The sequence below is a fragment of the Croceivirga lutea genome, from assembly GCF_014235875.1.
GTDB classification, from domain to species: Bacteria; Bacteroidota; Bacteroidia; order Flavobacteriales; family Flavobacteriaceae; genus Croceivirga; species Croceivirga lutea.
The window spans coordinates 463,051-486,348 of the sequence record NZ_JACJUK010000002.1 but is presented as its reverse complement, the minus strand read 5'-3'; the positions used below and the strand labels follow the sequence as shown (position 1 = coordinate 486,348).

The window sequence follows — 23,298 nt, the reverse complement described above, 5'->3', positions numbered from 1 at the left end:
GATGGAACACTTAGAAATTGAAAGAAAGTTTTTAGTAAACTCAATAGATTTTAAAAAGGAAGCTTCTAAAAAGGAGCATATAATTCAGGGTTTTTTAAATACGCATCCAGAGCGTACAGTACGTGTTAGGGTAAAAGGAGATAAGGCCTTTTTAACGGTAAAAGGAAAATCTAATGATACGGGAACAACAAGATTTGAGTGGGAAACTAAAATTTCTGTAGCTGAAGCCAAAAATCTAATTGATTTATGCGAGCCAACCATTCTAGAAAAATACAGATATCTTGTATCTGTAGACAAGCATACTTTCGAAGTAGACGAGTTTTTAGGTGAGAATACCGGGTTAGTAATTGCGGAGATAGAACTTAGCCATGAAGAAGAAAAATTTATCAAGCCAAACTGGGTAGGAAAAGAAGTTACAGGTCAAATTGAATATTACAACTCTCAATTAGCAAAAAAACCTTTTAACCAATGGATTTAAAAATAGTACCCTTAATATTAATATTTCTTCTGTTTTCTTGTCAAGATAAGGTAGAAAACCCAGTGGAGGAAGTAGTATCAGAAAAATCTACTGCCCAGATAAAGCAAGAGCTTGTTTCTAAAGGTTTTGAGGTTTTTGATTATGTAGATGAAGCCTCTAAAGACACTGTTTTGATGCAGCAATATTTTATTGCCTTTTTAAAAAGAGGCGCAAACCGTTCCCAAAATAAAGAAACGGCTGATAGTTTACAGGTTTTACACCTAGCACATTTAGGAAAAATGTATGAATTGGGTTATGCTGACATTTCTGGCCCTTTCGGAGATAATGGGGATATTAGAGGGATAACAATTTACAATGTACCCACACAAAAAATGGCAGATAGTTTGGCTAATGCAGACCCTATGGTAAAAGCAGGGCGTTTAGCAATTGAAATACATCCGTGGTGGGCTGCTAAAGGATTTTCATTACGATAATAGTATTAAAAAGCTAACACATCATTAGCTATCGTTTTCTGTGTAGGTTTTAAGTTGGTATTTTGAAGTTCTAAGCTTCAATAGCTGTTTTGGTATTTTGTTGAATAGAACAGGTAAAGAACCAACTACAAACAAAACTACTGAAGCTATAAAAAGAGAAATTGTATTTGAAAATAGATTACCACTATTTAAAACTCCCATAATTAAGATTGTAGATAGGGGAAAAGACAAGGCTAAAATAGAAATAGCCATATTACTATTAAAGGTTTTATCAGCGTCAGCTTTGGCTAATTCTAGCGCATCAACCGAAGCAATATGTGCATAGGGCCAAAAACTACAAGCACTTAGAGCAAAAGCTAATGCTAATAAAACAGTATTGGTTTCCATAGGTATAATTAAGGCGAGTATACCAATAAGCAAAAAGCTAATAGCTGCACGTATAGATAGTAAGGAAAACAGTTGCGCAAATTGATTCTTCTTTATGTTTACTGCTAGGCCAATAAATAATAAAACTAGCGGGGTCATTAGTAAACTTATCCTTGAAAGTATATCAGAAAAGACAAAGGGGAGGTTTTCTAAATGTAAACCAAAGGCCATTAAAACTAAAGCTCCCATTATAAAGAGGTTAACCGGTTCAAAGGCTAAAGTTTTTAGTAAATCTAGCAGTTTAGCAGTGTTAAATTTGGTGGTTTTGGCATTGTTTTTAAGATACCATTGCATAGCAATTAGGTATAAAATGATTAGTACAAAAACCTTGTTACCTAAATCAGCCATTGCTACTTTGGCTAAATAAGACTCGCCAAGAAATTCTAAAACAAACGGAAAACAAGATAACCCTGGAGCTAAAGAAGCAAATAATAGCCTAGCAGTGTTGTAGTTTGGAGTCCCTTTTTTCATACCAAGGATAGGAAGAAATAAAGAGGTTGATAAGTAAAGAATCCCATTAAGTGCTAAAGCCATAACTGGAAACAGTAATAGCTCTTTATTAATATCGACACTCAAGAGTGCAATAAAAATAGTTGCCGGAAGCGCTAAGTTTAGAATTATTTTTTTTAAACCAGCTATTTCAGCTTTTGATGAGAACTTTGATTTAAGAATAAAACCAATACCTATAAACAAAAGGAATACAAGAATTTTCTGAAAACCCACAAAGAATAAATTATACGATTACCTTATCTAAAGCACTAACAAATAGTTTCATTTCATCAAGCGTACCCATGCTTACTCTACACCAGTTTTTATTCATAAAATTAAAAGCTCTAACACCAACTTTTAAGGCAGTCATTTTGGTTAAAAACTCTTTACCTTCCATTTCAATTGGGAATATTAAAAAACTAGTATGTGACGGAACATAAGAAATGCCTTTTTCAGTTAAACTCTCATAAACATACGCTCTAGCTTCCGCATTTAAGGTTCTAGATTTATCAATAAATTCAGCATCGTCCATTGCAGCCATTGCTGCATAAACAGAAGGATAAGAGACACCCATTCCACCACGCGTTATTGTTTGAATTTTTTCTATCATTTCTTCAGTAGCCACGGCGTAACCCACACGTAAACCAGCCATACCATGAATTTTAGAAAAAGTTCTTGCTACAATAATATTTTTACCTTCAGCAATTAAACCAACCATACTCTGTTTCGCAGCATCATCTAAAAACCATAAATAAGCTTCATCTACGAAAACAGGAACTTTCTCAGATACTTCTGAGCAAAACGCTAATAATTCAGCGGTATTGGTAATTGTACCTGTTGGGTTATTAGGATTACAGATATAAACTAATTTAGTATCTGCATTAACGGCAGCTTTCATGGCTTCTATATCATGAGACCAATCATCTTTTAAAGGAACAGGTTTCCAGGTTCCTCCACAGGCTTCTGCAACGCGTATTAAAGACATATATGCAGGGTCAGCGGAGACTAAATTGCCACCTTCACTAAAAAGAACCATTGCGAATTTTTCTAATAGGTCTGAAGAACCAGGCCCCATCATTATATTTTTAGAACTCACACCTTCAAACTTGGCTATTTTATCAATTAATTGAAAAAGTTCTTTCCATGCGTAACGATTACCACCAGCAGCAGCATTTTTAAAAGCCTCTACAGCCATTGGCGAGGGTCCATATGGATTTTCGTTAGCATTTAGCTTAGCTTCTAAAGGAGGTAGGGCATTAAGTTCTTCTATTAAATACTCCTTAAAAAATGGGCTGTAAACTGCATTGCCTTGAGCATCCAATGTTAGCGGAAATTGTGTTTGTTTTGAAAATCCTAAATAGGGTGCCGCTAAAATACCACCAGCAGTAACAACTGAAGTTTTTAACCAATTTCTTCTGTTTAAAAAAGATGATTCCATGTGAGTTATTTTTTTGATTGTCAGGACATTCAAGTTAGTAGTTCAGTCTAGCAATTCCTATGCTAATCCTATAAAAATGAATGGGTTGAATTAGTAAAACCAAAAAAAAAGAACATCAAAATTGTTGACTATGTAACAACTTTTTAGATAAAAGCTGTATTTTTACACTACAGATTGTTAAAAATTGTTGAATTTGAAAGCAAGTGAGAAATTGTAGTCTAAGAAAAAGAATTTACTTTATTCTGCGGCTAGCACACCTTCTTTATCTATGATTGGGATAGTTATTAAATGGTTTTCTGATACGGTGTTTGCTAGAAAGGTAAACCTTTTTTCGAATAGCTTGTCATCAGCAAAGAAGGTAACAAAAAACTCATTGTTTAGTGCTAACACCTCTTCTTGCACCAATTCAATTTTAGCAAAATCTTTACCTTTAATTACTCCTATACCATGACGCATTGTTGAGGTCTTTTTGGTATCAGAATAGCCTTTAGATACCACAATAACCATTTCTATTGGGTTGGGCCTGTTATTGATTATGTAAGCATTCCAATCTTTAGCCAAGAATTCCTCATTCCATTCACGTATCATTGCTACATAAACGTCTTTAGCAATAGGAATTTCAATATCTTTTTTCATATTGGCTAGAGGGAGCTTTTGAATTGTTCTAAGAAGCGAACATCATTTTCACTTAATAAGCGAATATCAGGAATTTGATAAAGTAAAAGCGCGATACGATCTATACCCATACCAAAGGCAAAACCTGAGTATTCTTCAGGATCAATATTACAGTTTCTAAGCACGTTGGGGTCAACCATACCACAGCCCATAATTTCTAGCCAACCAGTACCTTTGGTCATTTTAAAGTCGGTTTCTGTTTCTAGTCCCCAGTATACATCAACCTCTGCACTAGGTTCTGTAAACGGAAAGTAAGAAGGGCGTAATCTTATCTTAGATTTACCAAACATTTCAGAGGTAAAATGCTGTAAGGTCTGTTTTAAATCGGCAAAGGAAACGTCTTTATCAATATACAAACCTTCTACCTGATGAAAAAAACAGTGCGACCTAGCAGAAATAGCTTCGTTTCTATACACTCGGCCAGGTGATATTGTTCTAATAGGTGGTTTGTTTTCTTCCATATACCGCACCTGAACAGATGAAGTATGCGTGCGTAATAAAATATCAGGATTGGTTTGAATAAAAAATGTGTCTTGCATATCACGGGCAGGGTGATATTCTGGCAAGTTCAATGCTGTAAAGTTGTGCCAGTCATCTTCAATTTCTGGTCCTTCAGAAACGTTAAAACCAATTCTAGAAAAAATTTCAATTATTCTGTTTTTAACTATGGAAATAGGATGTCTTGCGCCCAATTCTATAGGATGCCCCGGTCTAGTTAAATCACCATATACACCTTTAGCTTCGGTGTGGTTCTCCAATTCAGCTTTTAGGTCATTAACCTTTGCATTAGCCGTATTCTTTAGTTGATTGATAATTTGACCAAAAGCAGCCTTTTCTTCTTTAGGAACATTTTTAAATTCTGCAAAAAATTGATTTAATAGTCCTTTTTTACCAAGATACTTTATTCTGAATGCTTCAATCTCATCCATAGAGGTGGAAGAGAAATTTTCAACTTGCGTTAAATGTTCTTTAATGGTATCAATCATTGCCAATGGCTTTTAGAGTCGGCAAATTTAGCAAATTGTCAATGAAATTCTAGTGATTACAAGGGCAAAGGTCAATCTAGTACAAAAGAGACAATAAACAATGTGTAGTACAGATAAAATTTTAGGTAGTTACCAAAAAAAAGGACCCCTATTTTTAAATAGGGGTCCTTTTCAAATTGTTTTAAGAAAAATTACATCCAGTGTACTTTACCATCAGCAATATCATACATTGCTCCAACAATGGAAATTTCTCCGTTATCTTCCATTTCTTTAAGAACGGGACTTAAACTTCTAATATCCTCAATAGTTAATTTTACATTGTTTTCTGCTACAGTGTTTACAAAGTCTAAATTTTTAGAGTTTCTTAGACTAGAATCTTTAGGTTCTTCAACCGTTTTAACTGCAGATTTTATTTTGTGAAGAAGAATGGTTAGGTTACCCAACTTAGCGTCATCACAGGCACCTTTTACTGCTCCACATGCGGTATGGCCTAATACAACGATAACTTTTGTACCTGCTAATTTGCAAGCAAACTCCATACTCCCCAGAATATCTTCATTTACAATATTGCCTGCTACACGAGCGCTAAAAATATCTCCAACACCTTGGTCAAAAACTAACTCAGCAGATACTCTAGAATCAATACAACTTAATATGGTTGCAAAGGGATATTGCCCAGAAGTAGTTTGTTTTACCTGAGCAATCAAATCTCTATCCGCCATTTTTTTTGCAACAAAACGTTGATTGCCTTCTTTTAATAAATCTATTGCTCCTTTAGGATTTAGTGCGTTTTGTGTTTCTTTTGTATGTGCTTTCATATTTAAGCTGTTTGTTTAGGTAGTTTAAATAAATCAGCGAAATTTTCTGGATTTTCAAAAGTTCCGCGTTCAGATGTTACTACTAGTTTTATATTTCGTTCTTTAGCTTTACCTAAAAAGTCCTGAATAATTTCCACAATATCATGGTCGAGATATTTGGTTTTGCTCATATCGATAATCAAAGTAGAATTCTCAGGAATTTCATCCAATTCTTTTAAAATAGCCCCTTTATTAAAGAAGGTAACTTCTTCAGCCAAGGTCATCTTAATTCTATTGTTATCAATTTCTTTCTCTTCAATATGCAAGAAGTGCGAGTTTTGATAGCTCTTTATTAAAATAACTACGATACCAACTGCTAAACCTAATCCTATTCCCCAAAGTAAGTCTATAAATACAATGCCTAACACCGTAACTATAAAGGGTATAAACTGTTTCCAGCCTAAGTTGTACATGGTTTTGAATAACTTTGGTTTGGCAAGCTTATAACCTACAATGAATAAAATGGCTGCTAAAACAGATAGCGGTATCATATTTAGTAAAGTAGGTATTAAAATCACAGAAATTATTAAAAAGAAACCGTGAATTATTGCAGAAGCTTTTGTTTGACCGCCAGATTGAATATTCGCAGAACTACGCACAATAACCTGGGTAATAGGTAAACCGCCAATTAAACCAGATACAATATTACCAGTACCTTGAGCTAAAAGCTCTCTATTTGTAGGGGTAACCCTTTTATGGGGGTCTAGTTTATCTGTAGCTTCAACACATAATAGTGTTTCTAAACTTGCTACTAAAGCAATAGTAAATGCGGTAATCCAAATTTCTGGTTTAAGTATTACGCTAAAGTTTGGAAAGCTAAACTGTGCTAAGAAAGAACTTGCGTTTTCTGGCACAGGAACTGATACTAAATGATCAGAAGTAATTTGTAAGGTAGAATTATCTTTTGTAAAAATGTAAAAAATAATACCTACAATCACCGCCACCAAAGGCCCTTGAACCAATTCAAAGAAACGATGTTTGTCTTTTAAATAATTACCCCAAAGTATTAAAATAGCCAAAGAAATAAGCGCAATAATAGTAGCGCCTAAACTTAGGTTTCCGGCAATAATTCCGCTAATGGTATTAAAAATTTCAGAGAAGGTATTTTCTCCATCAATTTGAAAGAAAGCAAAATCACCTTCTGGGTCTTTATCATAGCCAAAAAAGTAAGGTATTTGTTTTAGAATAATAATGATTCCAATACCTGTAAGCATACCCTTAATTACTGATGAAGGAAAATAGTATCCAATAATTCCTAAGCGAAGCACTCCAAAAATAAGTTGAATTACACCACCTAAAACAACAGCAACTAAAAAGTTTTCGTAACCAAGAGAAGCAATTGCTGCCAATACAATTGCAGCAAGACCAGCAGCAGGTCCACTAACACCAATTTGAGAGCCACTTAAAGCTCCAACAACTATACCACCAATAATACCAGCAATTACGCCAGAAAATAAAGGCGCACCACTAGCTAATGCAATTCCTAAACAAAGGGGAAGTGCAACAAAGAATACCACAATACTTGCTGGTAAATCTTTTTTAAGATTCTTGAACATAAATGAGTTTTTAATCTTTGAATATTGCAATATCCAAAGAAATTTAATTAAAGTTTGATTAGAATTAAGTTAGGATAAAATACTATTTGTTTCTGGGGGAGGTAACAAAATTTCTTTTGTAACCGTTTGATGTAAAAAACCTAATAAGGATTTAAAGTTTTGTTCTTGAGGAAGAAGTATGCCTAACAATTGTTGTGATTTTTCGAAAAAGAGTTCTTTTTCGTCATATTTTTTCTCGTTTTCTGAGTTGTTTTCTTCATCACTCAAATCTAAGAAGGTAACTTTTTCAGTAGAAATATTTATAATTGAAGCCACGGTTGGCGCTAACAATGAAGATGTTAGTACCAATGCAAGCACAATTTTATATATAAATTTTGCCTTCATTATCAGTTAGATAGATTGCTAATTTAACAGTTCTGTTGAATTATTGCTGTTAAGTAAGGATTAAAAATCTTTCAAGGCCTTGAAAGAATCCGAAGGAATCCATCCTATTTGTCCGTCTGCAATTCTAATTTTCGACCAATCTTCGAGCGCTTCTACAACATTTATTTTGGTGCCTTCATGAAGTGTAAAAACACGTTCGCTTTGTTCATTGGGCTCTGCAGCTACAACAACTTCTCGAGCAAATATTATCGCCGGATTATTTTTTTTATAGTCATTGTAAGCAAAATAAGCCATACTCAGAGAGGCCATACTCAACAGTAAAAAAAGTATACTAAAAATAAAAAATAAACGCTTGTTAAAGGCTGTAAATAAGAGGTAGTATAAAACGTAGGTGAGTACAAATAGCGTCATTAGCCCAATAGCTAGATAACCCCACTGTTCAAAATTAAAAAACCCAACTATTTTATTGTATACATTTTGTAATGCTGTTTTTGGCATTTCTTCTATAGCATCTAACCGCATATTTTGGGCGTAACCAAGATTATTAAGTATTTCTGCATCGTTGGGTTTTAGCAACAATGCTTTTTCATAATAATAAATACTTGGGCCAATATTTTCTAGCTTATAATTTGCATTACCCATATTAAAGTAGAGCTCAGCAGAATGTTTATTGTTGTCTAAAATTCTTTGATAATAGTCTAAGGCTTCTTCAAACTTACCATCATTATATAAATCTGTAGCTCTATTGAATAAAGCTTTTTCTTGAGCTAAACCCAGATTACATAAAAGTCCTACCAATGCAATTAACACTATTCTCATAACTGCTTATCCAATTTTGAAATTACATCACTAGCTTCATTGTAATCTTCGTTCATTTGAACTTGAGTAAATGGGCTATACCTTGCCATTTCACAGTTTTTGAGTAATTGAATGAATTTTTCTATGCTACCTTCATCCACATTTTTGCTTAACAAAAGAGTGTTGATTTTATCCTTGCTAAAATCAGAAGTTTCAATTTTAAGTTTGGCTTTTAAATAATTATGTAGTGCTTTTTCTAGGGCAACATAAAACTCCTCTTTATTACCTAATGCCTTTTTAGCAGCTGACAAATATTTTCGAGCAAGTTTATTAACCTTTTTAAGTCTGGTGCCTTCAACGTTTTGCTCATCTTTTTCTTTTTTTCTGCGCCAAAGAATAAAGAGGGGTATTAGCACTAATGGTCCAAATAGGTAGGCATAAAATTTAGTTGAACCAAACAAAAAATTAGTTGAGGTTGAAGAAAAATTAGTAGTTGTTTTTATAAAATGAAATTGCTTTCCTGTGGGAACTAAAACTTTTGAATTTTGAGCATTTGTAACGGCAACGTCATTGCCTTCTGGACCTTCTAAAACATCAATCGTAATTTCATTAGAGGAGAGGGTTTCATAGCTTCCAGTTTTCGGATTAAAAAAACTAAACTCAATAGAAGGAATGGGGTATTTTCCTCGAAATGAAGGCACTATAGTATAATTATTAGCCACTTTACCTTCCATGCCAGATAGTGTTGTAGTTACTTTTTCATCGTACTCTGGTTCATATACCTCTAAAGAACTGGGTAAAGCAGGTTCTGGTAATTGAAATAATTTTAAATTTCCTTTACCAGTTATTTCTACCTTAGCTTGTAAAGATTCTGATGCATTTAGCGCAGTTTTACTTGTTGAAACCGAAAAATCAAAATCACCTACAGCACCGCTAAAATTAGCCGGTTTACCTTGAATTGGCAGGGCTTTAACGTTAAGTGTTCGGCTACCAGCAGACACATTGGTAGTTGCTGAACGATATACTGGACTACCAAAAAAATCTCTTTTATTGGTAGGCACATCTACATATAATTCAATAGTTAATGGTGCTATAGAAAGCTGACCAGATTTTTGAGGATATAGCACTACTCTCTTTAAAATAACGCTTCTGTAATTTTTACCTTGATAGGTTTCATTTTTGGGGTCGTACCGTTTCACTGGAATATCTTGACTCCAAAAATTATTGTATTTAGGATTGTCTAGAGGTCTAAAGTTGTTAACTCTAATATCTGGACTAACAAAAAGCTTATAAACCACAGTTACTGCCTCGTTCAAATAAGGGCTCCCTTTAGAAACTTCGGCAACAAGATGAATATTTTCTTCAGCAATATCATTTGCAGTTTTAGGTGCATTGGGGTTGTCAACCGCTGCTGTAACAGTAACTTGTTTTGGAACTGTTTTGTAGGTGTTGCCAGCAATTTCGATTGAAGCTTGGCCTATCTCAATAATACCTTGTTTTTTAGGTTCGAGTACATAGGAATAAGACTTGTTAAAACTACGTTTACCGTTAATCCAAGAGGAGCTAATTTGTTGAGCAGGGCCCATAACAATATTGAAATCTTCAAAATCTGGCGGAGCAAAATTATCGCCGTCTTTATTCATTTGAAATTCAACTCGCAATCGCTCATTAAGGCCTAATTTTTCTTTGCTTAGCTTAACTTCAAAGGTTACCTCTTCTTGGTCTTGAGCAAAAGAAAACATGCTCACCAAAAAGAAAAATACTACCATATGTTGGTTAAACATGCGAAACATTACCAGTCTTTTTCGTTTTTAGTTTTAGCACCACGAACTTTTTGAGCGTTAAGTTTTTCTTGCACTTTCTTCTCTTCGTTCTGCATTGCTTCTAATAAATTCTGAATTTGTTGTTTACTTAATTGATTAGGCCTTGGGTTTTTTCTATCATCTTTTTCATCACCCTCATTTTTAGGCTTTTGCTCTTGTTCTTTCTTTTGGTCGCCATCACCTTCTTTATTCTCTTCAGATTTTTCATTTCCTTCATCACCATTTTCTCCTTCTTTATCCTTTTCGTCTCCTTCGTCTTTTTGTTCGTTATCTCCTTCGTTTTGGTTTTGGTCTTGATTCTGATTTTGGTCGTCTTTGTTCTGGTCGTTTTTATCTTGGTTATTATCGTTGTTTTGGTCGTTTTTATCTTGCTCTTGCATTTTTTTGGCAAGTGCTAAATTGTAACGTGTTTCATCGTCGTTAGGATTGGCGCGTAGTGCTTCTTTGTAAGCTTCAACCGCTTTTGCATATTCTTTGTTTTTCATAAACACATTACCCATGTTATGAAATGCTTTGTGCTTGTCTGGTTTTTCAGTAGCCTTTTCTCCCGCAGATTTAAATCTACCAAAAGCTTCTTCAAAACTTTCACGATTGTAATAAGCACGACCTAAATTATAAGGTGCAGCTATATTTTCGCTGCTTTTAGAAATGGCTTTTCGGTATTCGGCTTCGGCATTAATAAAGTCGTTTTGTACCAGTTCTTTATTGGCATCGTAGGTAATATTTTTAGAATCTCGCAGTGCTTGTTCTGCTATTTTTTGAGCTTCTTCATCACTATTTTGAGCAATAGAAAAGTTAGCTCCAAAAAGTACTACTAGTATAAAAATCTTAATCTTACTCATCATCATGTTCATTAAAAAGATTTAGTTTTTTCAACCAAGCTGTTTTTCTATCAAGCAAGAAAACATCTAAAAATAAAAAGAAAAGCCCTAAACCCAGAAACCATTGAAATTGGTCTTTATACTCCGCAAATTGTTTAGCTTCAAATTCTTTTTTATCCATTTGTGCTAATTCTTCTTTAATAAATTCCACAGCACTTTCGGTATCAGCTCCATTAATATAATTGCCATTACCTTCATCTGCAATGTCTACAAGTACTTGTTCATTAAGCCTTGTAATTACGACTTCACCTTGACTATCTTTTTTAAGGCTTTCTACAACTCCATTTCGTTTTATAGGTATTGGAGCGCCTTTTGTTCTACCAACTCCAATGGTATAAACTCTAATTCCGTTTTCAACAGCTTTATCTACTGCTTCTAAGGTGCTACCTTCAGAATGGTCTTCACCATCAGAAACAATAAACAGCACTCTATTAGTTTGCTCTTGATCATCAAAATAGGTGGTGGCCAAGTCTATTGCCGCATTAATTGCTGTTCCTTGAGAAGAAAGCATATCAGTATTCATACTTTGCAGAAACATTTTTGCTGCACCATAATCTGTGGTAATAGGTAATTGCGGATAGGCTTGCCCTGCGTATGCTATTATACCAATTCTATCGCTAGCTAACTGATTTATTATTTCAGAAACAATACGTTTTGACTTTTCAATACGATTAGGTGCAATGTCTTCGGCCAACATACTTTTAGAAACATCAACAGCAAAAACAATATCAACACCTTCTCTTTTCACCGTTTCTAGCTTGGTGCCGATTTTAGGATTTGCCAAAGCGATAATTAAAAATGAAATGCCTAACAAAAATATAAGAAGCTTAAGAGAGCTTTTAAATTTTGATTTGTTAGGTGCTAATTTTTTAAGCAATGCCGCATTAGCAAATTCTTTCTGCTTTGCTCTTTTCCAAACTTGAAGCATTAAAAACAACAGCACAAGTATTGGAACTATGCCCAGTAGATAGAAGTATATTTTTTCTTCGAACTGTACCATTATTATATAAAACTTTTAAATAGGGTTGTACGTAATAGCCATTCTACGAGCAACAAAATGCCTGCCAGAAAAACCCAAGGACGAAATTTTTCTTCAAATCTGGTATATTTAAATTCTTCAATCTCGGTTTTTTCTAGTTTGTTGATTTCCCCGTAAATTTCAGCTAGTTCTTCATTATCTGTTGCTCTGAAATAACGGCCACCAGTTACTTTGGCAATATCTTGTAATAGTACTTCATCTATTTCAACTTGTCGCATACCGTATTGAAAAGAACCATCTCTGCGGTAAGCAATAGGGGTTAAAGCATTGCCATTAGTTCCTAAACCAATAGTGTACGTTTTAATACCGTATTCTACTGCTAAATCTGCTGCTGTTTGTGGTTCAATAAACCCAGAGTTATTAACACCATCTGTAAGAAGAATAATTACTTTACTAATAGCCTTACTTTCTTTTAATCGATTTACAGCAGTAGCCAAGCCCATGCCAATAGCAGTTCCATCTTCCAGTGTGCCATAACTAATCTCTCGTAAGGCACCTAAAACAATAGATTTATCGCTAGTAATAGGCGTTTTAGTATAACTTTCACCAGCATACGCTACCAGCCCAATTCTATCACTAGGGCGTTGTTTAATAAAGTCAGAAGCTACCTCTTTTAAAGCTGACAACCTATTGGGTTTAAGGTCTCTAGCTAACATACTAGAAGACACATCTATAGCCATAACAATGTCTATACCCTTAGTAGTTTTGGTTCTCGTAGAAACATCTTTGGTTTGTGGTCTAGCTAATGCGGTAATAACTGCTGCTAGCGCTAAAAGTCTTAAAGCAAAAAGTAGAGGTTTTAATTTGGTTAACCAGCTTGTACCCTTAAAAGCACTTGTGCTGGAGAGTTTAACTGATGCGTTTTGCTTTTTACGTGTAAAGTAGTACCATAAAATAGCTAATGGTAGCAGTAAAAGCAACCAAAAGAACTCCGGATTAGCATATTCAATAGATGTATTAAACATTAGACTACCGCTTTTACATCGACCGAAGCCAAAATACGTTCAACAATCTTTTCAGCATATTCATCACCACTTTCCCAAGTCAAAACTACTTGTTGAATAAAACCTTTGCCTCCAAAAAGCAGAATGGCATATTCCATTTTACGATTAATGTTACTGTCTGGTAACTGCATTTGACCAGACCCATAGACTTTTAATCCTTCCACACCACTATTAGTAGTGAATTCATCTTGTTTCGTAATAATATTTTTTAATCCAGCAGCTTCCATTGTACCTAACATTCCAGCAAGGGCAGCTTCAAACTGTGGTTCTGCCTCTGCGTCTTTGTAAGTAGTAGAGCTCGCTGTCATAGAAAACAATCCTAAATAACTGCCATAAGTGAAGGTTTGATTCTTTTTAATGAGCTCTTTGGCCTCTTCGGGAAGTTCAATTTCTTTACGCACCAATACTTCTGGAGTTTCAATTTCTATTGATGGAAATCCGTAGGAACTTTTAACCCATTCATTTTCTAATAACTCTTTGGTAGGATATCCAAAAATTGTGTCTTTTACCTTTTTAAAACCAAAATAGGTTATGGAAAATACTGTTCCAAAGGCAATTAAAAAACCTAGTGCTGCAGCGGCAATATAAATACGTTTACGTTTTTTCTTTTCCGCTAGTTCTTCAAGGTAAGCTTCGTTTTCTAATAAATCTTCTTCAGTGGGTTCCGGTAAAGCTTCTTTAGTTTTAACTACAATATCTTCAACCAATTTGCGGTCTTGTTCTGCTATTGCATTTGCAGGTTTTGATTTTGCGAATTTTACCAAATCAGCAGTTTGCAGTACTTTTTTAAAGTGTTGTAAAGTTTCGTCTTGCAAGTCTAACTCCCCTGCATCTTTAAGTAGCTCTAGTCTTAAAATTAACTGGTCAGTAGTACTTTCTAAAGCGGAAACATGTACCTCTTCTTCTAAGTAAGACCGAACAATTTTAGTAAGCTCAGAGTAGTATTTTTTATGCTCGTCTTGTATAAGATATTTAGAATTTTCTAGTTCTTTTAATTGTATTAATGCTCTATCATAGGGTGGTAATAAAGCAATTTTTTCATCTTCGGTTAGCGGTTTTTCTCTGTTGATATACCAATATGCTAAAGCTCCAATTGCAAGCACTCCAATTAAAACACATAAAATAGTCCACCACAATTTTGCTCTGCTCTTCTCAACTTCAAGCAAAGGTTTAATGTCATACATTTTTTGTTTTGTGGTATCAACAGCTACATCTGCCACCTTAATTCTAAAAGAATCGGTTAAAAATGCTTGTTCATTAATAGCAATGCGTTGTTGTGGAATAGTGTAGGCGCCGCTATCAAATTGTGTTAACGCATAAATACGTTGTAGTATTAATCTATTATTGCTAATAGTAGTATCTATGGTTAGCGCTTCAACCATTTCTAAAGGTGAAAATGTTTGGTCTTCAGGAAAGTTTACAATATCTAAAGAATCAGCCTCAACAGTGATTTTATAATTTATTTGCTGACCAATTTTGATTGATGTAGTGTCGATTTCTGCTTTAACACTTGGTGTTTTTTGAGAAAACAGCGCAAAAGAAGTAAAAAGAAAGCACACTAAAAGCAGGGTAGTTCTATAGAAAAGAACCCCTTTGCTCTTGATTAAAAATGGTCTACTTTTCTTATTCATCATCCTCTTCTCTTAAAGTAACCTAATAATTTTTTTACGTAGCTTTCATCAACTCTACAGCTCAAAGAACCACAACCCGCTTTGTTAAAAGAATCATTGAAATAATCAACTTTTTCAATATGGTGTTTCCAATACTCATGGCGAACCTTTCTAGAACTGGTATTAACCATTGCAATAGCACCTGTTTCTGCATCTAACACCTGAATCATTCCTAAATTTGGAATATATTCTTCTTTTTCGTCATAAACACGTATACCAGTTACATCATGCTTATTACCTACAATACGCAAGGTATTGTCATAATTATCTGCGATAAAATCAGACAATACAAAGACAATGGCCTTCTTTTTTAAAACATTGGTTAAGAATTTTAAAGCTTCGGCAATGTTAGTTTTATTACTTTTTGGTTCGAATTCTAAAAGTTCTCTGATAATTCTTAGTACATGACTTTTACCTTTTTTTGGTGGAATAAAAAGTTCCACTTCATCAGTAAAAAGTATTAGCCCAACTTTATCATTATTTTGTAAAGCAGAAAAAGCTAAGGTTGCAGAGATTTCAGTAACAATTTCTTTTTTGAATTGATTCATGGTACCGAACAATTCTGAACCACTAACGTCTACCAAAAGCATCATGGTAAGCTCACGTTCTTCTTCAAAAACTTTTACAAAGGGTTCGTTGTAACGTGCTGTAACATTCCAATCGATAGAACGAACATCATCACCGTATTGATATTGTCTAACTTCACTAAACGTCATACCTCTTCCTTTAAAAGTAGAATGGTATTCCCCGCCAAAAATATTGTCAGACAATCGGCGCGTTTTAATTTCTATTTTGCGTACCTTTTTTAAAAGCTCTTTAGTATCCATGTATACTTTAGAAAAGTTTTGATTAGGTTCAAAAAAATGAACAGCTGCTTGGAAGCACTAAACTTTTAAGGCACTTCTACCTCATTTACAATTTTATTAATGATTTCTTCTGAAGTAATATTTTCTGCCTCAGCTTCATAAGTAATTCCGATTCTGTGTCTTAAAACATCATGAACAATAGCCCTAACGTCTTCTGGAATTACATAACCTCTTCGTTTAAGAAATGCATAACATTTTGAAGCATTAGCTAAGTTAATACTACCTCTTGGTGAAGCACCAAAACTAATTAATGGCTTAATATGAGAAAGATTATACTTTTCAGGATAACGAGTGGCAAACACCAAATCCAAAATATATTTCTCAATTTTTTCATCCATGTAAACCTCTTTAACCACCTCTTGTGCTCTTAGAATTTGCTTTACGCTAATAACGGGGTTTACGGTTTCTGTTTTACCACTTAGATTTTGGCGAATAATTAATTGTTCCTCATTTAATTTAGGATAATCAATCACAGTTTTTAGCATAAATCTATCTACCTGAGCTTCTGGTAAAGGATAAGTACCTTCTTGCTCCACAGGGTTTTGCGTTGCCATAACTAAAAACGGCGCTTCTAATTTAAAGGTTTCGTCACCAATAGTTACTTGGCGTTCTTGCATAGCTTCTAATAGTGCTGATTGCACTTTTGCCGGAGCACGGTTAATCTCATCAGCAAGAACAAAGTTTGCAAAAATGGGTCCTTTTTTTATAGAGAAATCATTCTCTTTAATATTGTAAATCAGGGTTCCCACAACATCTGCCGGCAGTAAGTCTGGTGTAAACTGTATTCTACTAAAACTACCTTTAACTGCCTTGGCTAAGGTATTAATGGCAAGCGTTTTTGCTAAACCAGGAACTCCTTCTAAAAGTATGTGGCCACGTCCTAAAAGACCAATGAGCAAACGCTCAATCATCATTTTTTGACCCACGATGGCCTTATTCATTTCTAAAGTGAGTAAATCAATAAATGCACTTTCTTCGGCAATTTTTTCGTTTACCGCTCCAATGTCGATTGTATTATTTTCTTCCATGTATTTCTTAGGTATACGCTAAAAGCTTGGATTTTATAGCATTGCGCAAAATGAAAATTAATTTAGAACTGCGCTGTTAATTTAAGGTTAAAATGCCTAATACGCCCTATTATTTATGAAGGTTTTAAGGGATATGTTTTATATTTTCAGCTGGTATGAAAAACATAAATAAGTATTCTAGAATTATTGCTGGAACCATGACTTGGGGTAGTTGGGGTAAAGAGTTATCTACTTCTGAAATGGCCGAATTAATAAATCATTGTTTAGACAAAGGCATAACCGCGTTTGATCATGCAGATATATACGGTAATTATGGTAATGAAACCGCTTTCGGAAAAGCTTTGGTTGAAAGTGGTGTGGCAAGAACCAATGTGCAATTAATTACCAAATGTGGTATTCAGATGACTAGGGGTAGAGATAATGTGGTAAAGCATTATCAATATGACGCTGATTATATAGTTTGGTCTGCAGACCGTTCTTTGAAAGAATTGCAAACAGAATATATAGACATGTTCTTGTTGCATAGACCTAGTCCTTTAATGCAACCAGAAGAAGTTGCTAAGGCAATAGAAAAACTAAAAACTTCAGGTAAGATTAAACAGTTTGGTGTTTCTAATTTTTCACCTTCTCAAATTGCGTTAATAGAAACGCAAGTGGGCATTGAAGCAAATCAGGTAGCGTTTTCGCTAACCCATACCAATCCAATGTATGATGGTACCTTTGATGATAGTATAGCCAATGAAAGAATGGCTATGGCATGGAGTCCGTTAGGAAGTTTTTTTAGAGAAGAAAGTGACCAACAAGCTCGAATTAGAGAACTATTTTCATCTTTAAAAGAGAAATACAATGCTGATGAAAGTCAATTACTGCTGGCGTTCTTATTAAAGCACCCAGCAATAGTTTTTCCTGTAGTTGGTACAACCCAAAAAGAACGTTTACAAGATGCTGTAAATGCTATAAAAATTAATTTAGAATTGCAAGACTGGTTTTTATTATTAGAAGCTAGTCAAGGCACAAGAGTACCATAATATGAGTGAGATAGTTTTAATAACAGGTGCAACTAGCGGAATTGGCAAAGCAACAGCAGAACTATTTGCTGAAAATGGTTTTGATTTAATACTCTGCGGAAGACGCCAAGAACGTTTAGAGGAATTAAAAAGTGAATTATCACACAAAACTAGAGTTTTTACACTCAATTTTGATGTTAGAAATAAAACTGAAGTAGCTGAAAAAATACACTCAATACCTGAAGAATTTGGCAACATCTCTATATTGGTGAACAATGCGGGCAATGCTCATGGTCTAGATACTGTAGAAACAGCAAGCTTAGATGATTGGGATGCCATGATAGACATAAATGTAAAAGGGTTACTTTATGTAACTAAGGCAATTTTACCTAAAATGATTTCTAGCAAGTCTGGACACATTATAAATATAGGTTCATTAGCAGGTAAAGAAGTCTACCCAAAAGGTAGCGTATATTGTGCTAGTAAGCATGCCGTAGATGCCATTAATCAGGGGTTGAGAATAGATTTAAATGAATACGGTATACGTGTTGGAGCTGTTAACCCTGGTCTAGTTGAGACAGAATTTAGTGAGGTACGTTTTAAAGGTGATACCAAAAAAGCGGCTAATGTATACAAGGGTTTTGAACCCTTAAAAGCTAAAGATATTGCTGATATTATACACTTTGTAGTTACTAGGCCTTACCATGTAAATATTGCTGACTTATTGGTATTGCCAACGGCTCAAGCTGCCTCAACTATTGTAAATAAAAAACAATGATTAATAAACGTCTTCTTGTTAAGAATCTATTAGCTCATAATGACGAAAATAGCTTCTACGACAAGAAACGTTTTATTTCAATAGGTGAGAAAGAGGGTAAAGCCAAGTTCTTAAAACATGTTTGCGCTTTAGCTAACAGTAATCCACAAAACAACTCATACATTGTAGTCGGCGTTGAGGACGAAGACAATAAAATAATTGGTGTTGATTTTTTCGATGACAGTAAAATTCAAAATCTTGTCAATGCCTATTTAGACAATCCGCCATTAATTTCTTACGAAAATATACCATTCCCTCACCTGCCAGAAGATAAGGTTGTAGGTCTAGTCACCATTAAGTCCAATGGAAAAGTATGCGCATTGCGCAAAAATATTTGGAAATATTATGGTGGTGCGGTCTTTTTTAGAGAAGGCAGTATTAGTTTACCTAAAGCATTTGATATTGTTTTAAAAAACATTAATTCAGAAAAAGTTGCCACTATAGAGCAACACGCAAGAAACAATATAGAATTAACGCTGGATGGTGTAATTGACTTTATAAATAACAGACACGCTGATTTAAATAGTAGCTATAAAGTATTTAAAGAGCAGTTTGTAGTATGTTGGGCAGGAATTACAAAACAGGTTAATAACAAAACGTATTATTCAAGAGTTGATATCGAATTAATTAATGAGCAGGTAAAACTTTTCTATTCTACCTTAGATGAGGTTTCAATCTCTTATGATGAAAACTCTTTTTCAACTTTAGAGTATGTACAATTAGGTTTAGGCAAACAGCAAAAATATTATCCTTTAGAAGAAGTAAAAATTACCTTTTCAGAAAATGGAAGCTATAAGATTGATAGTGAATTGGTTTTTGAACCACCAAAACACGATAAAAAAACATTACATCATATTTACAATGCTAACAATGCATTAATTCAAAAGGTAGAAAAAGATATCACCTTAACACCAGCTGAAAAATTAGATTTAATGTACTTGCCAGACACCTATTTAATTTGCTATTTAAATGGTTTTGAAGAAGCTATGTCTCAGATGGATTATGCAAGGCCAATTCTAAAATCGTACGACCGTAAAATATATCAGTCGTTAAAATTAGCTCAGCGGATAATTAGAAAAGTGCGTTATAATTAAAAATTTGTTAACTCTTCTGATGTAGGTAAAGCAGCAATAGCACCAAATTTTGTGGTAGTTATGGCTCCAACTTTATTAGCTTGCTCAACCATCTTAAATAATAACTCAGGTTCGTTAAAAATGCGTTTAAAGTTATTTAAAGCAGAAATTTGATAAAGTAAACTACCAATAAAGGCATCACCTGCGCCAGTAGTGTCTACCGGTTCTACAATTATACTTGGTATAGTAGCTTGCTTTTTTTCTGTACTAACATAGGTGCCTTTCTTACCTAAAGTTATGGTTATTAGTTTAGCACCTATTTTATGCAAAGTAACACAGGCCTTTTCAATAGAGTCTTCACCAGAGAGTAATAAAGCTTCTTCTTCACTAAACTTACATAGGTGCGATTTTTCTATATACGGCATACACTTTTTTACAAAAGTTTCTTCATCATCTTTCCAAAGGTGATATCTGTAATTTGGGTCGAAGCTTACAAACACATCACAACAAAGTGCATCAAACAAAAAATGGCTATAAGACTCCTCTAAGCTACCGCCCAAGAGAGCCGTTGCAGAACCAAAATGAACTACATTGCCTTTCATTGCTTTTTTAATAGAGCTATCATATGTTAACTCTTTATCTGCACCCCTACTAAATACAAAGTCACGTTCGCCATCATCTGCAATAGAAACAAATGCAAGTGTTGTAAAGGTATCAGAGCGTTGGGTTAAAGAAACGTCTACGTTATTGTCTTTTAAAATATCTATTAAAAAATCACCAAAAGGGTCATTGCCAACACAACCTATGTAAATACTTTTACCTCCTAATTTAGAAACTGCGCAGGCCACGTTTGCTGGGGCTCCCCCAGCTTTTTTTGTAAACTGAACTGCTTTAGATAAATCGCTTCCTTGATTTTCACCTACAAAATCAATAAGCAGCTCTCCTACACAAAACACATTTGTTGTTGGCATAATCAAAATTATTGGTCAAAAGTACACTTTGTAAGCATTAGAACAAAAATTGTATTCTTTACATAAACTTTTCAAGCAGTTCTAATATTGTGTGTATACTTGCGAAAAGTAAACTATGCGCACCCTAGTTATTGGAGATATTCATTCCGGACTTCAAGCACTAAAGCAGCTTCTTAAAAAAACGAAAGTAACGCCTAAAGACCATTTAATATTCTTGGGTGATTATGTGGACTCGTGGAGCGAAGCTTTTGAAACGGTAACTTTTTTAATGCAATTAGATGAAACACATAATTGTACGTTTATTCGTGGTAATCATGACGATTTATGCTGGGAGTGGATGAAAACAGGCATAGAAAACAAAACATGGTTAATGCATGGTGGCGCAGCAACAAAAAAGTCTTATGAGGCAGCAGGTAAAAAAAAATGGGATACGCACTTAGCCTTTTATGCCAGATTGAAAAGTTACTATTTAGATAAAGACAACAGACTTTTTTTACACGCAGGTTTTACCAATTTAAAAGGAATAGAGCATGAATATTTTGAAAAAATGTTCTATTGGGATAGAACACTTTGGGAGTTGGCGCAAACAGTTAATGGTAGATTAACCAGAGAAGACAAACACTACCCAAAGAGACTTACCAATTATAAAGAAATTTTTATAGGACACACACCAATTTCTAAAACCAGTTTCTGCCAACCTTTTAATGCGGCTAATGTATGGAATGTAGATACTGGTGCAGCTTTTAAAGGACCTTTAACTGCTTTAGATGTAAATTCCAAAGAATTTTGGCAGACTGATGCTGTTCAAAGTTTTTATCCTTTAGAAAAAGGTAGAAATTAACACATATTGCCTTTAAGTTTCATAGCTTTATCTAACTATTAAAATTTATGGCAGATAAAAATATTAGGTTAGAAGTAATGCAACAAATAGAGCCCAAGGTTGAAGGTTTTATTGAACAATTCTTAGTGCCTGTTGAAAAAATATGGCAACCAACAGATTTCTTACCTGACCCTCAAAGTCCTGATTTTTTTGATGAAATAAGTCAAATACGTGGCGAGGCTAAAGAGCTAGGGTATGACTTTTGGGTTACTCTAGTTGCAGACACCATTACGGAAGAAGCGTTACCAACGTATGAATCATGGTTAATGGATGTTGAGGGCATAAGTCAACACGAGGGTGAAAATGGAAATCCATGGTCAAAATGGGTAAGAGCATGGACAGCAGAAGAAAACAGGCATGGTGATGTATTAAACAAGTTTTTATATTTATCTGGAAGGGTAAACATGAGAGAAGTAGAGGTAACTACGCAGCATTTAATTGCTGATGGTTTTGATATTGGAACAGACCGTGACCCTTACAAGAATTTTGTTTACACTACTTTTCAAGAATTAGCAACAAATATTTCTCACAAACGAGTAGGTAAATTAGCAAAGCAAAAAGGGAATGCCTTACTAGCCAGAATGTGTACAATTATTGCTGGTGATGAAATGAGGCATCATTTAGCTTATAGAGAATTTGTAAAGACAATTTCAGAGATTGACCCTAACGGAATGGTGTTGGCTTTTGCTGATATGATGAAAAGAAAAATTGTTATGCCTGCACATTTTTTAAGAGAATCTGGTGAGAGTATGGGTAAAGCATTTGAGTTGTTTTCTGAATGTGCACAGCGTTTAGGGGTATATACTGCAACAGATTACATAGACATTCTTAAAAAGCTGAATAGCTATTGGGAGATTGGAAACTTGAGAGGTTTAAATGACAGTGCAGAAAAAGCAAGAGATTATTTAATGCTTTTGCCGGATCGTTTAGAACGCATTTCACAACGCATGAAAGTAAGTCAAGACCAATATCATTTTAAATGGGTTGAGGCAAACGGATTATTATAATAAAAAACGGCTTCTTTAAAGAAGCCGTTTTTGTTGGTTATTTAGGTTAAATGTAGTTTACAATTTACCTCCTTTGTGCTCGTCTTGCCATTTAGCAAGCTTTTTCCAAGCTCCTTCATAAGCCATTTTAGCTTGTAAAGGCCACGAACCTGGGTCATGAATTCTATAGCGTTCACCACCAGAATTTAATACCTCCTGACATTTTTCTACAGAAGTTTCAGAAAGTGCTTTCCATGTTTTGATATCAAAATTGTGGAAAAGCCCCTCTATTTTAGGACCAATACCTTCAACAACTTTTAAATCGTCTTGTTTTATTCTTTTTCCAAAAACAGCTTTTGCAGCGTCAGCGTCGAATTTAACGTCATTAGCAACTGCACCGGCTGCAGCACCAGCTGCGAAAGAGCTAGCAGTAGAAACATCTGCTTTAGGAGTTTTTACTTTGAGATTTGCTTTTGCTTCTGCATTTGTTAGCTTTTGATTACAAGCATTTAAATCAGCTTTAAGTTTAGCATTTGCACTTTCTAAAGATTTTAGTTCTGCAGAATTGTCAATTACTTCAACAGTTTCATCTTTTCCTCGGCGGCCCATTAAATACCCCAATAGACCACAAATAGCTCCAACCAAAAGTGGTATTAGCCAGCACCAAATATTATCAAAATTCATAATGTTCTT

24 protein-coding genes are annotated in these 23,298 nt (G+C 34.5%); 7 read left to right on the top strand and 17 right to left on the bottom strand.

All coding sequences use genetic code 11. The annotated features are described in order from the left end of the window. Position 1 precedes the first annotated feature (1 nt). Positions 2-478 (top strand): CYTH domain-containing protein, encoded by a 477-nt coding sequence (locus H5V42_RS05715; protein WP_185782168.1) that lies wholly within the window; start codon positions 2-4, stop codon positions 476-478. Continuing rightward, positions 469-951, top strand: a complete 483-nt coding sequence (locus tag H5V42_RS05710) for a YciI family protein (protein ID WP_185782167.1) — start codon at positions 469-471, stop codon at positions 949-951. Before H5V42_RS05715 ends, H5V42_RS05710 begins: the two co-directional genes overlap by 10 nt. A gap of 24 nt (positions 952-975) precedes the next feature. Here H5V42_RS05710 and H5V42_RS05705 read toward each other — a convergent pair whose 3' ends face one another. From H5V42_RS05705 to H5V42_RS05635, 15 genes are all read right to left on the bottom strand, one after another. Then, the gene (locus H5V42_RS05705) at positions 976-2,100 is read right to left on the bottom strand and encodes a permease (RefSeq protein ID WP_185782166.1); all 1,125 of its coding nucleotides are present in this window, start codon (positions 2,098-2,100) and stop codon (positions 976-978) included. 10 nt (positions 2,101-2,110) lie between these two features. Then, positions 2,111-3,304, bottom strand: coding sequence for a pyridoxal phosphate-dependent aminotransferase (locus H5V42_RS05700; protein ID WP_185782165.1), 1,194 nt, complete (start codon positions 3,302-3,304; stop codon positions 2,111-2,113). Between the two features lie 237 nt (positions 3,305-3,541). Then, a complete protein-coding gene (locus H5V42_RS05695; RefSeq protein ID WP_185782164.1) occupies positions 3,542-3,940 on the bottom strand; it encodes a hypothetical protein in 399 nt (132 codons plus the stop codon). Between the two features lie 5 nt (positions 3,941-3,945). Then, entirely contained in the window at positions 3,946-4,965 is a 1,020-nt protein-coding gene (gene pheS, locus H5V42_RS05690) for a phenylalanine--tRNA ligase subunit alpha (RefSeq protein WP_185782163.1), read from the bottom strand. Positions 4,966-5,156: 191 nt separating this feature from the next. Then, entirely contained in the window at positions 5,157-5,783 is a 627-nt protein-coding gene (locus tag H5V42_RS05685) for a carbonic anhydrase family protein (RefSeq protein WP_185782162.1), read from the bottom strand. Positions 5,784-5,785: 2 nt separating this feature from the next. Further along, positions 5,786-7,378, bottom strand: coding sequence for a SulP family inorganic anion transporter (locus tag H5V42_RS05680; RefSeq protein WP_185782161.1), 1,593 nt, complete (start codon positions 7,376-7,378; stop codon positions 5,786-5,788). A gap of 69 nt (positions 7,379-7,447) precedes the next feature. Beyond that, a complete protein-coding gene (locus H5V42_RS05675) occupies positions 7,448-7,762 on the bottom strand; it encodes a hypothetical protein (RefSeq protein WP_185782160.1) in 315 nt (104 codons plus the stop codon). Between the two features lie 60 nt (positions 7,763-7,822). Then, complete coding sequence (locus tag H5V42_RS05670) at positions 7,823-8,581, bottom strand: tetratricopeptide repeat protein (protein WP_185782159.1); 759 nt, start codon at positions 8,579-8,581, stop codon at positions 7,823-7,825. After that, positions 8,578-10,329, bottom strand: a complete 1,752-nt coding sequence (locus H5V42_RS05665; protein ID WP_229665607.1) for a BatD family protein — start codon at positions 10,327-10,329, stop codon at positions 8,578-8,580. Before H5V42_RS05665 ends, H5V42_RS05670 begins: the two co-directional genes overlap by 4 nt. Before the next feature lie 23 nt (positions 10,330-10,352). Continuing rightward, positions 10,353-11,231, bottom strand: coding sequence for a tetratricopeptide repeat protein (locus H5V42_RS05660; protein ID WP_313792130.1), 879 nt, complete (start codon positions 11,229-11,231; stop codon positions 10,353-10,355). After that, positions 11,218-12,264, bottom strand: a complete 1,047-nt coding sequence (locus H5V42_RS05655; protein ID WP_185782157.1) for a vWA domain-containing protein — start codon at positions 12,262-12,264, stop codon at positions 11,218-11,220. The genes H5V42_RS05660 and H5V42_RS05655 overlap by 14 nt, the downstream gene beginning before the upstream one ends. Before the next feature lie 2 nt (positions 12,265-12,266). Next, positions 12,267-13,268 (bottom strand): vWA domain-containing protein, encoded by a 1,002-nt coding sequence (locus H5V42_RS05650; protein ID WP_185782156.1) that lies wholly within the window; start codon positions 13,266-13,268, stop codon positions 12,267-12,269. Next, the gene (locus tag H5V42_RS05645) at positions 13,268-14,941 is read right to left on the bottom strand and encodes a BatD family protein (RefSeq protein WP_229665606.1); all 1,674 of its coding nucleotides are present in this window, start codon (positions 14,939-14,941) and stop codon (positions 13,268-13,270) included. Before H5V42_RS05645 ends, H5V42_RS05650 begins: the two co-directional genes overlap by 1 nt. Further along, the gene (locus tag H5V42_RS05640) at positions 14,938-15,804 is read right to left on the bottom strand and encodes a DUF58 domain-containing protein (RefSeq protein ID WP_185782155.1); all 867 of its coding nucleotides are present in this window, start codon (positions 15,802-15,804) and stop codon (positions 14,938-14,940) included. The genes H5V42_RS05645 and H5V42_RS05640 overlap by 4 nt, the downstream gene beginning before the upstream one ends. A gap of 65 nt (positions 15,805-15,869) precedes the next feature. After that, complete coding sequence (locus tag H5V42_RS05635; RefSeq protein WP_185782154.1) at positions 15,870-16,871, bottom strand: AAA family ATPase; 1,002 nt, start codon at positions 16,869-16,871, stop codon at positions 15,870-15,872. A gap of 155 nt (positions 16,872-17,026) precedes the next feature. Between H5V42_RS05635 and H5V42_RS05630 the strand changes: the two genes are divergently transcribed. The 3 genes from H5V42_RS05630 to H5V42_RS05620 are packed head-to-tail and all read left to right on the top strand — an operon-like array spanning position 17,027 to position 19,789. Beyond that, complete coding sequence (locus tag H5V42_RS05630) at positions 17,027-17,899, top strand: aldo/keto reductase (protein WP_185782153.1); 873 nt, start codon at positions 17,027-17,029, stop codon at positions 17,897-17,899. A gap of 1 nt (position 17,900) precedes the next feature. Then, positions 17,901-18,656, top strand: coding sequence for an SDR family NAD(P)-dependent oxidoreductase (locus H5V42_RS05625; protein WP_185782152.1), 756 nt, complete (start codon positions 17,901-17,903; stop codon positions 18,654-18,656). Beyond that, positions 18,653-19,789 carry an ATP-binding protein gene (locus tag H5V42_RS05620; protein ID WP_185782151.1) on the top strand — a complete coding sequence of 379 codons (1,137 nt, stop codon included), beginning with the start codon at positions 18,653-18,655 and terminating at the stop codon, positions 19,787-19,789. The genes H5V42_RS05625 and H5V42_RS05620 overlap by 4 nt, the downstream gene beginning before the upstream one ends. On the opposite strand, the gene H5V42_RS05615 is transcribed toward H5V42_RS05620, so the two are convergent. Then, on the bottom strand, positions 19,786-20,739 hold the full coding sequence (locus tag H5V42_RS05615; protein WP_185782150.1) for a carbohydrate kinase family protein: 954 nt from the start codon (positions 20,737-20,739) through the stop codon (positions 19,786-19,788). The two genes, H5V42_RS05620 and H5V42_RS05615, sit on opposite strands and share 4 nt — an antisense overlap. Positions 20,740-20,854: 115 nt before the next feature. Between H5V42_RS05615 and H5V42_RS05610 the strand changes: the two genes are divergently transcribed. Together H5V42_RS05610 and H5V42_RS05605 are read left to right on the top strand one after the other, a co-directional pair. After that, a complete protein-coding gene (locus H5V42_RS05610; RefSeq protein ID WP_185782149.1) occupies positions 20,855-21,580 on the top strand; it encodes a metallophosphoesterase family protein in 726 nt (241 codons plus the stop codon). 47 nt (positions 21,581-21,627) lie between these two features. After that, on the top strand, positions 21,628-22,626 hold the full coding sequence (locus tag H5V42_RS05605; protein ID WP_185782148.1) for an acyl-ACP desaturase: 999 nt from the start codon (positions 21,628-21,630) through the stop codon (positions 22,624-22,626). A 57-nt stretch (positions 22,627-22,683) separates the two neighbouring features. On the opposite strand, the gene H5V42_RS05600 is transcribed toward H5V42_RS05605, so the two are convergent. Further along, positions 22,684-23,289 (bottom strand): hypothetical protein, encoded by a 606-nt coding sequence (locus tag H5V42_RS05600; RefSeq protein WP_185782147.1) that lies wholly within the window; start codon positions 23,287-23,289, stop codon positions 22,684-22,686. Between the last annotated feature and the right edge of the window lie 9 nt (positions 23,290-23,298).